The sequence below is a fragment of the Parasphingorhabdus sp. genome (assembly GCF_048267785.1).
GTDB lineage: Bacteria > Pseudomonadota > Alphaproteobacteria > Sphingomonadales > Sphingomonadaceae > Parasphingorhabdus.
In genome coordinates, this window is sequence record NZ_JBLWWU010000008.1 from 153815 (window position 1) to 165167 (window position 11353).

The following is an 11353-nucleotide window of genomic DNA, read 5'->3' on the forward strand; positions in this document are numbered from 1 at the left end:
AAATGCCTAAAAGCCCGCCATCGGTTTTGATTGTTGATGATGAACCGCTCGCTCGTTCTCGCCTGAAGGCGCTATGCGAACGCACCGGGCTCTTCGGGATGATGGAACTGGCCAAGGGTGGCCGTGACGCTCTGGAGAAAATTCGGCAGCTACAACCTGATATTTTGTTGCTCGATGTCGACATGCCAGATTTGTCGGGTCTCAAAGTGGCGGAGTCTTGTGCGGACCTCACGTCGACACCGGAGATAATTTTTACGACTGCGCACGTAAAATATGCGGTTCAGGCATTTCGTTTGGAAGCCACCGACTATCTCCTCAAGCCGGTCAAGGAGGCACTGCTGCGGGAGGCAGTCGAACGCGCCATCGCCAATCTTGCGCGCCGCCGCGTCGATTGTGAGCAGGATATCTGCCAGCGCATCTGGGTGCAGGATGGGACCGGATCACTGCAATTGATCGTTTCCCATATTGAATGGATTGAAGCGGAACGGGACTATATGCGGTTATATTTACCGGGCCGTAGCTATCTGTTGCACCAATCCATGTCCTCTCTGGAAAGCCAATTGCCCGACAGCCTGTTTGTGCGCGTTCACCGGTCCGCCATCGTCCGGCGTGATTGTATCTCGGAAATTCGACGCAAAGGGCGCAGACTCTTTTTAATCTTGCAGGACGGCAGCCAGTTGGCGATAGGCCCTCGCTATGCGGACAGAATCATCGGTACCGCTCAAGCAGGACGTTTGGGAGGATCCGAAACCGTAACCGAATAACGTGGTACCGGGGCTGGCTGCATCATACCGTCAACATCGACAAAGGTCTGTCGTGCGACATTATGCGGATGTTCTTTCGCTTCCGTAAGCGAGAGGACAGGTGCAAAGCAGATGTCACTCCCTTCCATCAACTCGCACCATTGGTCGCGGGTCTTGGTTTTGAACAGCGCGGTCAATTTTTCCTTCAGCACTGGCCACAATTTTGGATTCATCTGGGCGTCGAAACTTGGGTCTTCGGTAAGGCCGGCGACTTCCCGAAGCTGGGCATAAAATTGCGGTTCAATAGATCCGATGGAGATAAATTTTCCGTCGGAAGTCTCATAGCTGTCGTAAAAATGCGCGCCGGTGTCCAACATGTTGACCCCTCGTTCATCTTTCCAATGACCAATATTATGAAAGTCGTAAATCATTGCCATCAATGCAGCAGACCCGTCGGTCATTGCACAGTCGACGACCTGGCCCGTGCCACCGGTTTTGGCATTGAGAAGAGCTGAAACCATACCGAATGCCAGCACCATTCCACCGCCGCCAAAATCACCAACCATGTTAATCGGCGGTGTCGGTTTCTCACCCGCCCGTCCGAAAGCATGCAAGGCGCCGGAAATGGAAATATAATTGATATCATGGCCAGCTGCGGCGGCGAGCGGTCCATATTGTCCCCAACCGGTCATCCGGCCATAGACAAGGCCGGGATTGTCCGCGAGCAAGACATCCGGGCCCAGGCCAAGGCGTTCCATGACGCCGGGACGGAAGCCTTCGATCAATCCGTCTGCGTTTTTGACCAGGTTGCGGGCCGTCTCAATCCCTTCTTCGGATTTCAGGTCGATCTCGACCAATTTACGAGAGCGGGAAAGCGCGAGCCGGGGGTCAGGTGGGCTGCCCGGGCGGTGGAGGACCGTGACCATGGCGCCCTGATCGGCCAGCATCATGCCGCAAAAAGGTCCCGGACCGATTCCGGAAAATTCTATAATATTGATTCCGCTTAATGGCCCTGCCATGCTCTATTCCCGTTTAATCAACTGATTAACGGATCCTATGCAGGTGAGAGATCCTAATCAAGCTTAATGTTGATGTTTGACCTGCGGTTCAGCGCGGTCGTTGGCCGTGCCGCAAAGGAACATTGCTTTTTGCCTTTTGACGCAAATATTTCGGCAATTCCACTTTGCTCTGTCCAACGGGCTTTCTTGCCAACTTTGGATCGATGGGATGGTCGAAAGCAATACCAAATCTGCCTTGGGCGACCCATGCGACATGGCCGGTAATACGCCCAATATTGCGCAGCTCAATTTGTACATCGTCGCCCCGCTTGGTCTGTACCGGGGCTTCAGCCATTAGTCCCCCTGCCGACAGATTGCGAATCCGTACCTCGCCGCAGTCGTCACCATCGATGAAGCGCAGTTCTGCTTTCAGAAACAGACTGTCCCGGTCGAGCTGGCGCTTCGGCTGGTCAATGGCCTGACTGTTCATTTTCAGACTATCGTCAAATGTTTCTTTCATGAGCTTCCCGCAGTCAACAAATGTAAAATAGTGTTTCGTGATGCAAAGAATAAGGCGGAATTGGTGCAAATTTGGTTAATGTTCGGGATTATTTTTGAGGCACACCAGATGTGCTATCGTGCACGATCATCAAACATTTCTCATCAGAGAAACCAAGGGCTTGAGTTATAAAACAGCAATAGCCGCTCCAGTCACTGGTCGCGTGATATCTTCTCGTTTCGTTCATGCGCTTCCTGCGCTTCGACGGTCATCGTGGCTATTGGCCTCGCTTTTAGCCGGTCGAGTGAAATCTGCTCGCCGGTAACCTGACAATAACCATATTCGCCATCTTCAATCCGCCGCAATGCAGCATCGATCTTGGATGTCAATTTGCGCTGGCGATCGCGTGTTCGCAGCTCGAGTCCCCAGTCAGTTTCGCTGGATGCCCGGTCATTCAGGTCGGCCTCCTGAATCGGACCGTCCTGCAAATGTGCAAGTGTCTCTTTGGATTCGTCGATGATTTCCTGTTTCCATTTCTTCAGGGCTTGCTTGAAGAAAGCGAGCTGTCGCTCGTTCATGAACTCTTCATCTTCGCTTGGTTCATATCCGTCTGGGAGGACTAGATCTGCGCCATTCGCATTATTTTTTGCCGATGCTTTTTTCGCCGAAGATGCCAACATACTCTCCAAACATCTGCCCTATCCGAATCCGGGAGGCTGGAACCAATTTACACGGCGGGCCTATACCGAGCGCACTTAGCGGAAACAAGGCGCAAAATATTTGATATTTTAATTATCCCAAATATCTGAAAATTTTGGCCGGAAAAATATGGTGCGGTCGATGTTCTCTAGATAGTCAAGGAATCACGTCTGCCTCTGCAGGCCTTTAAAATGTCGGGATTTCTTCTGGTTGAGCAATAATAACAACAGCAATGGTTCCAATACGGGACATTAACCGTCGTTGGATACGAGTTGCTAGGCAAATTTTGCATTTGGGCTTAGCAAACAAGGTTAATGGAATTGCGGTTTACGATTTCTTCTGTCTTTTTTGTTTTATGTCGGGAACGCGAACCGGAAAATCGGCGGTTGGTTGCTGATTCAATGATCGTTCCCACAGCGGAAGAAAGATAATATTATGTCGGTACGGATGGCTTTAGCAAAATTATGCGCTTGCACATGTGGCGGGGCACTAATTGGCGGCGGCGCGGTTCACGTGTCAGAAGCGCCTCCAGCACCTTATGTGAAAAAAATGTCTAAGAAGCAGCCGATTCGCGCTCGTGTGATTAGGAAAGGTGAGCCTGCTCGCAAGATCAAAAGGACGAGGCGAACGGTGACCAAGACAGTTACAGCTTGCCAACCAACGGTCGTTACAGTTGCGCAGACCCCGGCTGCGCAACCGATTCCGGTTCCCCTGCCTTCTTATAGCCCGCCTGCGCCCCCTATGCAGGGCGGCGGCAGTTCCGTCCCTGTCGTGATTGGCGGCAGCGGTGGATATGGCGGCGGCTTTTTTGGCGGCTTTTTTGGCGGTGGTGGCTCCGGCGGTGGCAGCGTGGTAATTTCTTCAACCAGCAGCGGTGGTTCAACCAGCACCTCCTCAGGCGGTAGCTCAACAAGCGGTGGTTCAACCAGCACGTCTACCGGAGGGGTGACCAGCACGGGTGGTTCAACCAGCACCTCGACGGGTGGCAGCAGTTCCTCATCCTCTAGTTCATCCAGCAGCAGTTCCTCCAGTAGTTCATCCAGTTCCAGCAGTGGCGGCACATCGTCGGGGGGACATGGTTCTTCAGGTGGTCACGGCTCGTCGGGTGGACATGGCTCCTCCGGAGGCTCCGGATCTTCAGGCAGCTCGGGGTCGTCCAGCAGTTCGTCCAGTAGTTCCAGTTCATCGTCCTCCAGCTCAGGTGGTAGTTCTACCAGCAGTTCGTCAGGAGCGACGGGCGGGTCTTCGAGTTTCGGAGGCAACAGCACGTCGTCTGGTTCCTCGGGTAGCTCGTCCAGTTCCAGTTCGTCGAGCAGCAGTTCAAGTTCTTCTTCTTCTTCGGGTGGCAGTACCGGCGGATCTAACGGCGGCACAGAGGTGCCGGCGCCACCGGTAGTTTTGCTTTTCGGTGCAGCAGCAGCGGCGCTGATTGCTCGTCGGCGCAAAGCAAAGAAAACGGTCGGCGCTTAGGACGATTGGACTAAAAAATCTGGAAAAGCGGCTGAAGCAATTTGGCCGCTTTTTTCTTTGCAGTCTTGCAAGTGAAACAGTCGCTGGGCATAGGCATTTGCCATGCACGATATAAAATATATTCGCGATAATCCGGAGGATTTTGACGCTGCGTTGGCCAAGCGTGGCGTCGAAGCTGTTGCCCAGCATATCCTGGCACTGGATGAACAGAGCCGCGCTCTGAAAACCCAGATGCAGGAGGGACAGGCCCGCCGTAATGAGGTGTCCAAGGCAATAGGAAAGGCCAAGGGGCAGGGCGACGAGGATGCTGCACGGGTATTGATGGCGGAAGTCGCAGAATTGAAAAGCAAATTGCCCGAACTGGAAGACCATGAACGGGCAGTGTCAGACCGATTGCAGACTGTTCTCGCCGCCTTGCCCAATCTGCCTGCAGATGGCGTTCCGCTTGGCGATGATGAAGATGATAATGTGGAGGTCGCACGTTGGGGTGAACCACGTAAATTTGATTTTGATCCGAAAGAGCATAGCGAGATCGGTCCCGCTCTCGGTCTGGAATTTGAGACGGCCGCCGCCATGTCCGGTGCACGTTTTGCCTTCCTGCGTGGCAAAATGGCCCGATTGCAGCGAGCGATCGGCCAATATATGCTTGATCAGCAGACGATGATAAATGGTTTTCAAGAATGCGCACCACCGCTGTTGGTGCGCGATGAGGCTGTATTCGGTACTGGGCAGTTGCCGAAATTTTCAGAAGATCTGTTCCAGACTACCGATGGCCGCTGGCTGATCCCCACTGCTGAAGTCAGTTTAACCAATAGCGTAAACGGGCAGATACTGGATGAGGCTCAACTGCCGATCCGGTTGACTGCGCTGACGCCGTGTTTCCGTAGCGAAGCGGGTTCGGCTGGCAAGGACACCAAAGGTCTCATACGCCAGCATCAGTTTGAGAAGGTTGAAATGGTTGTCATTTCGCACCCTGATTTGAGCGATGCTGAACATGACCGGATGACCGAGGCCGCGGAATCGATCCTGAAGGCGCTCGAACTTCCCTATCGAAAAATGCTGCTGTGCACGGGTGATATGGGGGCTACATCGCGTAAAACATATGATCTTGAAGTCTGGCTTCCTGGTCAGGACACTTATCGCGAAATTTCCAGCATTTCGACTTGCGGTGAATTTCAGGCACGGCGGATGAATGCCCGTTTTCGGCCAGAAGGTGAGACCAAAGGTACGCAATTTGTACACACCCTCAATGGTTCGGGACTTGCTGTGGGCCGGACATTGGTTGCGATTCTTGAAAATTATCAGCAGGCGGATGGTTCCGTCACCATTCCAAAGGTTCTGCTGTCCTATATGGGTGGGATCGACAAACTGGAGCCAGCGTGATGCGGATTTTGTTAACCAATGATGATGGTTTTGATGCACCTGGCATGAAAATCTTGCTGGAAATTGCGCAGCATTTTTCCAACGATATCTGGATTGTTGCCCCTTCAGACGAGAACTCGGGGGCTGGCCATTCGCTCACCATTACAAGGCCGCTGCGTATTCGCAAACGCGGTGATCAGCAATATTCTGTTGACGGTACACCAACCGACAGCGTGATGATGGCGGTCGCCAAAATCATGAAAGACGGACCCCCTGATCTCATATTGTCGGGCGTTAATCGCGGTGCGAATCTTGGTGAAGACGTCACTTATTCGGGTACAGTATCAGCTGCGATGGAAGGCGCACTGGCGGGCATCCCTTCGATCGCGCTTAGTCAGGCTATTGCACAAGGTGATATGGGCCCCAATGTGCCGTTTGAGGCTGCCGTGCAATGGGGAGAACGGGTGCTGCGTCCTCTGATCAAGGAACGAATGGATTATCGAACACTAGTGAATATCAATTTCCCTGCAGTTCGTGCAAATGAAGTCAAGGGCGTGAGAGTCGTTTCGCAGGGCATTCGCGACTATGGTCGCTTGCAGATCGTTAGTAACTACGATCCACGCGGTTTTGAATATCATTGGTTCGGTCTTGGGCCAATGGTCGAAACACCGGCGCACAGCACTGATCTGGAAGCGGTTGCAGATGGCTATGTCTCAATCACTCCGCTTCATCTCGATCTAACCCATTATGATTCGATGGATGGTCTGGCGAAACTTTACCGCTGAGCGGGTGGCCCGGCCCGATCAATTTATTCTCTATGGATCGCGGGGCTGGCAAGCTGCGGTTTTGCTGCTATTAGCGTTCCACCAAGGGAAAGAGTGGGTGAATGGGGTCATATATGCGTCACGTTGCGATCCTGACATTTATCATTGGTTGTACTGCGTGCATCCCGCAAGGTCGTAGTGATTATGCTGGGTCATCGGCTCAACCTCGGTTGCCGACAGATATGGCTGCTCTCGGCACGGCGCCGGAACAGGCGCCACCTTCAACCTGGCAAACGAATCCTGTGACAGCGAATGCCCAACGGGTGGAATCTGGCACATATATTGTGCAACCCGGCGATACTTTGCGCGGAATTGCCAACAAAACGGGCGCTGGATCTCAGGTCATTGCGTCGGCCAATGGATTGGTCGAGCCCTATGTCATTCATCCTGGCCAGCGATTGAAGATTACTGGCGGGCGCTATCATGCGGTCAGTTCGGGTGAGACTGGTATCGCGATCGCCCATGCCTATGGTGCATCATGGCGCGAAGTGGTGGCTCTGAACGCACTGGAGGAACCCTATATTTTGCGCGTGGGTCAGAAGCTGCTGCTACCTGCATCGGTAAGCAGCGATCCCGCCAATCTGAGCATTGAACAACGTGCGGCCGCATTTAATCTAGATATTGACGATATAGTCACCGGAAGTCAGCCGGCTCTCGCCGACGGTGCGATTGCAAAAGAACCATCGGATTGGCGAAAGACTATTACACCAAATGCAACGATAGCCACTCCGACCAGTTTTTCCGGGAGGTTTCAATGGCCGGTAGATGGCACCGTTATTTCCAGCTTTGGCAGTAAAGGCGGTGGAAAGGTTAATGATGGCCTCAACATCGGTGTCCCTAAAGGGACGCCTATTCGGGCTTCTGCTGATGGGGTCGTTGCTTATAGTGGTGACGAAATCGGCGTGTTCGGTGGATTGATTTTGATCAGCCATGGCTCCGGTTGGGTTACGGCCTATGGCCATGCCGACAAACTCAATGTGACGCGCGGCCAGAAGGTTAAAGCCGGTGATACAATCGGGCTTGCCGGCGAAAGCGGTTATGTGCAGGAACCGCAACTGCATTTCGAGATTCGCAAGGATCGTAAGCCGGTCGATCCCAACAGCTATTTGCCGAAACGCGGCTGACTGACCATGGCAAGCGGCGATCGACGCAAAATTTCTGACTATTTTACCCTGAGGCGACGTTCGAGCTTACCGATATGGGCGGATATTAGTTGGCGGGTTGCCTTCGTCCTTGGCCTGATCGGAATGGCTGTCTCGGTGCATTATTTCGACCGGAATGGCCTGCAGGACAGTTATGATGGTGATGTCAGTTTTCTCGACGTCATTTATTTTACGATGATTTCGATCACTACCACCGGCTATGGCGATATCGCCCCGGTTACTGAACGGGCGCGGATGTTCGACGCTCTGGTTGTGACTCCTATTCGCATCTTCGTCGTGCTAATCTTTGTCGGCACGGCCTATAATTTTGTTTTCAAACGAACTTGGGACAACTGGCGCATGAAACTGATTCAAAGCAACTTGCACGACCATATCGTGATCGCTGGCTTTGGCACGAGTGGTAGCGAAGCCGTGCAGGAGCTACTCGCCCGTGGTACCAAACCGGAAGAGATTGTCGTAATCGACACATCGGACGACGCCCTGTCGTTGGCCGAGAAGCTGGGCTGCGCGGTGATCAATGGTGATGCTACGCGCGACAATGCGCTGATGAACGTAAAAATTTCCCGTGCTCGCTCGTTGATTGTGTCGGCGGGGCGCGATGATACCAGCATCCTGATTGTCCTTACCGCACGGCATCTTGCCTATCATCTGCCGATCAGCGTGTCGATCAAGGCGGCGGACAATGAACTGCTCGCACGGCAGGCCGGTGCGACAACGGTTATCAATCCGGTCAGTTTCGCCGGATTGCTGCTTGCCGGCAGCTGCGAGGGTGCCAAGATTTCGGACTATCTCAGCGATCTCGCTTCCGCTACCGGCCGGGTTAAACTGGTCCAGCGAGCGGTTACCGAAAATGAAGTCGGCATGGCGATGAACGAGGTGGTCGGTTCTGGTCTGGGTGTGCGCATCTACCGGGGCGATACGGTAATCGGCTTTTGGGAGACCGAAGCCAAGAAGCTTGAGGCTGGCGATATCATCGTCGAGATCATTCCTGGCACTGACACCGATCATCCGGCAGTGCAGCAAGCCTGATTCAATCTATTCCGGCGCCTGTACCATAGTTTATGTTGCACCTGCGAGATAAACAACTATTCTGGTGGTGCAACGATGGAGCTTGCTGATGGCCGAACCAATATTGATGCCTACCGGGCTTCGTCCGCCGCACAGGCTGGCGCAGCTTGGCGAACTGTCCCTGCCACTCGACCTTCTGCGCTTTGGCCTGCAATGGCCGCGCCTTGTCACAGCCCCGCGTGGTGACGGTCGGCCAGTCTATCTGATCCCCGGCTATGGCGGCAGCGAATTGTCGATGCGCCCCCTGGAAGGTTTTCTCAGGTGGATCAACTATGACGTCGCAGACTGGTCGCTCGGCCGCAACAAGGGCTCGGTGGACCGTGATGTCGCGCGCTTTATCACAGTCGCAGAAGAGCGGTTCGCCGATAATGGCGAGCAGGCGTTTACCCTGATCGGCTGGTCGCTGGGCGGGATTATTGCCCGCGAGACTGCCCGCCTGTCGCCGCATCTGGTGCGCGAGGTGATCACCATGGGCACCCCGATCATCGGCGGCCCCAAATATACGACGCCGGGACAGCGCTATGCCAGGTCTGCCAACATCCGGCTCGACCAGTTCGAGCGCGAGGTTCATCAGCGCAACAGCATCGGCTTCGACCAGCCGCTGACCGTCCTCTATTCGAACCGCGACGGCATCGTCGGACCCGATATCGCGAAAGACATCTACAATCCGCAGGCCCGCAACATCCGCGTCGATGGCGGACATATGGGCCTGGGCTTTAACCCGCGGGTCTGGCGAATCATCGCCGACACCCTCGCCGGGCGGACCTGATCCTCGCTCCGGTTCAATCCGCCGCCTTGGCCTTCGGCTTGCGCCAGAGATAGCGGTAGACGCCGAACAGGTTGATCCCCAGCAACACGATATTCTGGATCGCCAGCGGGTTGTTGCCGTCCAGCACCGAGGCGGCGACCCAGACGATCGACGAGCCGCAGAACAATACGAAGCCCCAGCCGGTAATCTTCGCCCCGGCGTTGAGGGAGACCATGGCGGCGGCGATCATGCCGCTGATGCTTGCGGTCCATCGCAATATGTCGACCAGTTCCATTTATTTGCTCCGGCTGTTGCATCGGCTGTCACTATGGGAAGCCTACGCACGGACCGGGCATATCGTTCAATCCTTGCCCGACTTTTCCTGCCGGAGGGAACCAGTCGCTCTTTCGCTCGTTATATCAGCAAGCCGGGCGTTGCCACTCCCTCCCAATTTACGGCAACCCCGGCGTCCCTAACCGGTCCGGCTTCCCTACTATTTCTCTAACTACCTCTATTCATTGACCAAACCAGGCATGTACAATACCCATGGCGGTGTAGAAGAGCAGCCAGTAGCCGGCATCAATGAAGAACAGCGTCTTGCTCTTTTGCGAGAAGAGATAGTTGGTCCCGATCGCCGGCACGATGAAGCCGAGCGCTACACCGAAGGCGGTCAGCACCTTCACGCCGAAGTCAAGATCCGTCGCATAGGTCGCGAACGTGTGGGCCAAAGTCCACGACGCGATCAGGCTGAACGCGAATGCCCCGCCGTAGATCGCGCCCATATTGCCCGCTTTGATCTGCTCTTCGGTCAGCCCGACCGCGCCCATCCATTTCTTGCCCATCACCGGCCCGTACCAGATGCCGCCGACCAGAAAGCCAGCCAAGGCCGCGACCACCACTGCGATCCAGTTTACATCGAATAGGTTCATTTCATCCTCCCCAAGACTGTTCCCCGGCGCAGGCCGGGGTCCATCTCCTATAGCCAAATCCTGATGTTTCGGCAATTGGTGCGCGATCAGGCGTCGCAGGGCTTCCTCCTTCCGCCATGGTGAGAGGTTTGCGTTTCCGAGATGGGCCGGGGCACGGTTGCGCGCAGGGTGCTGTTCAACATTGATCGTGACTCGCCCGCAAAACGCGCCTAAAGCGCCCTCGCTATGGCTACCCAAATCCCTTCTCCGCCCAAAGTGGGCATGGTTTCGCTCGGCTGTCCCAAGGCACTGGTCGACAGCGAACGCATTCTGACGCAGCTCAGAAGCGACGGCTATGACATGTCGGCGGACTATGCCGGCGCCGATGTCGTGCTGGTCAACACCTGCGGGTTTCTCGACAGCGCCAAGGAGGAGAGCCTCGAGGCGATTGGCGAGGCGATGGCCGAGAATGGCCGGGTGATCGTCACCGGCTGCATGGGCAATGAGGCCGATGTGATCATGAAGCGCTTTCCCGATGTGCTCGCCGTTACCGGCGCGCATCAGTACGAGGACGTGGTCACCGCGGTCCATGCGGCGGCTCCGGCAGCCCGTGGCGCGTTCGTCGATCTGGTCCCCGAAGCGGGTCTCAAGCTGACCCCGCGCCACTACAGCTATCTCAAGATTTCCGAAGGCTGCAACCATCGCTGTTCCTTCTGCATCATCCCCAGCCTGCGCGGCGACCTTGTGTCCCGCCGCCCCGACGCGATCCTGCGCGAAGCGGAGAAGCTGGTCGAGGCCGGTACCAGGGAACTGCTCGTCATCAGCCAGGACACCTCGGCCTACGGCGTCGATATCCGCCACCAGTCCCGCC

Annotated in this window: 14 protein-coding genes; 7 read left to right on the forward strand and 7 right to left on the reverse strand. The window is 55.1% G+C overall.

What is annotated here, in order from left to right; genetic code table 11:
- The first annotated feature begins 2 nt into the window (after positions 1 to 2).
- Positions 3 to 764: a LytR/AlgR family response regulator transcription factor gene (locus tag ACN0VD_RS08755; protein ID WP_417593554.1), complete on the forward strand. Its 762-nt coding sequence runs from the start codon at positions 3 to 5 to the stop codon at positions 762 to 764.
- Here ACN0VD_RS08755 and ACN0VD_RS08760 read toward each other — a convergent pair.
- The 5 genes from ACN0VD_RS08760 to ACN0VD_RS08780 all read right to left on the reverse strand — a co-directional run bounded on the left by ACN0VD_RS08760 (position 722) and on the right by ACN0VD_RS08780 (position 4312).
- Positions 722 to 1762 (reverse strand): CaiB/BaiF CoA transferase family protein, encoded by a 1041-nt coding sequence (locus ACN0VD_RS08760; RefSeq protein ID WP_417593555.1) that lies wholly within the window; start codon positions 1760 to 1762, stop codon positions 722 to 724. The genes ACN0VD_RS08755 and ACN0VD_RS08760 overlap by 43 nt on opposite strands.
- Before the next feature lie 88 nt (positions 1763 to 1850).
- Positions 1851 to 2261, reverse strand: coding sequence for a PilZ domain-containing protein (locus ACN0VD_RS08765; protein ID WP_417593556.1), 411 nt, complete (start codon positions 2259 to 2261; stop codon positions 1851 to 1853).
- Between the two features lie 191 nt (positions 2262 to 2452).
- The gene (gene dksA / locus ACN0VD_RS08770; protein WP_417593574.1) at positions 2453 to 2920 is read right to left on the reverse strand and encodes an RNA polymerase-binding protein DksA; all 468 of its coding nucleotides are present in this window, start codon (positions 2918 to 2920) and stop codon (positions 2453 to 2455) included.
- Positions 2921 to 3658: 738 nt separating this feature from the next.
- Positions 3659 to 4000, reverse strand: coding sequence for a hypothetical protein (locus ACN0VD_RS08775; protein WP_417593557.1), 342 nt, complete (start codon positions 3998 to 4000; stop codon positions 3659 to 3661).
- Between the two features lie 30 nt (positions 4001 to 4030).
- Positions 4031 to 4312, reverse strand: coding sequence for a hypothetical protein (locus ACN0VD_RS08780; protein WP_417593558.1), 282 nt, complete (start codon positions 4310 to 4312; stop codon positions 4031 to 4033).
- A gap of 199 nt (positions 4313 to 4511) precedes the next feature.
- Between ACN0VD_RS08780 and serS the strand changes: the two genes are divergently transcribed.
- The 5 genes from serS (at position 4512) to ACN0VD_RS08805 (ending at position 9595) form a co-directional block, all read left to right on the forward strand.
- A complete protein-coding gene (gene serS / locus ACN0VD_RS08785) occupies positions 4512 to 5792 on the forward strand; it encodes a serine--tRNA ligase (RefSeq protein ID WP_417593559.1) in 1281 nt (426 codons plus the stop codon).
- On the forward strand, positions 5792 to 6556 hold the full coding sequence (gene surE / locus ACN0VD_RS08790; protein WP_417593560.1) for a 5'/3'-nucleotidase SurE: 765 nt from the start codon (positions 5792 to 5794) through the stop codon (positions 6554 to 6556). Before serS ends, surE begins: the two co-directional genes overlap by 1 nt.
- 281 nt (positions 6557 to 6837) lie before the next feature.
- Complete coding sequence (locus ACN0VD_RS08795; protein WP_417593561.1) at positions 6838 to 7719, forward strand: peptidoglycan DD-metalloendopeptidase family protein; 882 nt, start codon at positions 6838 to 6840, stop codon at positions 7717 to 7719.
- A 6-nt stretch (positions 7720 to 7725) separates the two neighbouring features.
- Positions 7726 to 8787, forward strand: a complete 1062-nt coding sequence (locus tag ACN0VD_RS08800; protein WP_417593562.1) for a potassium channel family protein — start codon at positions 7726 to 7728, stop codon at positions 8785 to 8787.
- Between the two features lie 88 nt (positions 8788 to 8875).
- A complete protein-coding gene (locus ACN0VD_RS08805) occupies positions 8876 to 9595 on the forward strand; it encodes an esterase/lipase family protein (protein ID WP_417593563.1) in 720 nt (239 codons plus the stop codon).
- Positions 9596 to 9608: 13 nt separating this feature from the next.
- On the opposite strand, the gene ACN0VD_RS08810 is transcribed toward ACN0VD_RS08805, so the two are convergent.
- Both ACN0VD_RS08810 and ACN0VD_RS08815 read right to left on the reverse strand, forming a co-directional pair.
- A complete protein-coding gene (locus ACN0VD_RS08810) occupies positions 9609 to 9869 on the reverse strand; it encodes a hypothetical protein (RefSeq protein ID WP_417593564.1) in 261 nt (86 codons plus the stop codon).
- Positions 9870 to 10089: 220 nt separating this feature from the next.
- Positions 10090 to 10503, reverse strand: coding sequence for a DUF1761 domain-containing protein (locus tag ACN0VD_RS08815; protein ID WP_417593565.1), 414 nt, complete (start codon positions 10501 to 10503; stop codon positions 10090 to 10092).
- 225 nt (positions 10504 to 10728) lie between these two features.
- Here ACN0VD_RS08815 and ACN0VD_RS08820 point away from each other — a divergent pair.
- Positions 10729 to 11353 (forward strand): radical SAM protein (locus ACN0VD_RS08820; protein WP_417593566.1); only part of this gene is annotated, 625 nt, incomplete at its 3' end.

What these genes read in the sequence shown, in the direction of transcription:
- ACN0VD_RS08810 (WP_417593564.1), bottom strand. Translation starts at nt 9,869, where the DNA reads ATGGAACTGGTCGACATATTGCGATGGACCGCAAGCATCAGCGGCATG.
- serS (WP_417593559.1), top strand. Translation starts at nt 4,512, where the DNA reads ATGCACGATATAAAATATATTCGCGATAATCCGGAGGATTTTGACGCT.
- surE (WP_417593560.1), top strand. Translation starts at nt 5,792, where the DNA reads ATGCGGATTTTGTTAACCAATGATGATGGTTTTGATGCACCTGGCATG.
- ACN0VD_RS08805 (WP_417593563.1), top strand. Translation starts at nt 8,876, where the DNA reads ATGGCCGAACCAATATTGATGCCTACCGGGCTTCGTCCGCCGCACAGG.
- ACN0VD_RS08765 (WP_417593556.1), bottom strand. Translation starts at nt 2,261, where the DNA reads ATGAAAGAAACATTTGACGATAGTCTGAAAATGAACAGTCAGGCCATT.
- ACN0VD_RS08815 (WP_417593565.1), bottom strand. Translation starts at nt 10,503, where the DNA reads ATGAACCTATTCGATGTAAACTGGATCGCAGTGGTGGTCGCGGCCTTG.
- dksA (WP_417593574.1), bottom strand. Translation starts at nt 2,920, where the DNA reads ATGTTGGCATCTTCGGCGAAAAAAGCATCGGCAAAAAATAATGCGAAT.
- ACN0VD_RS08755 (WP_417593554.1), top strand. Translation starts at nt 3, where the DNA reads ATGCCTAAAAGCCCGCCATCGGTTTTGATTGTTGATGATGAACCGCTC.
- ACN0VD_RS08800 (WP_417593562.1), top strand. Translation starts at nt 7,726, where the DNA reads ATGGCAAGCGGCGATCGACGCAAAATTTCTGACTATTTTACCCTGAGG.
- ACN0VD_RS08760 (WP_417593555.1), bottom strand. Translation starts at nt 1,762, where the DNA reads ATGGCAGGGCCATTAAGCGGAATCAATATTATAGAATTTTCCGGAATC.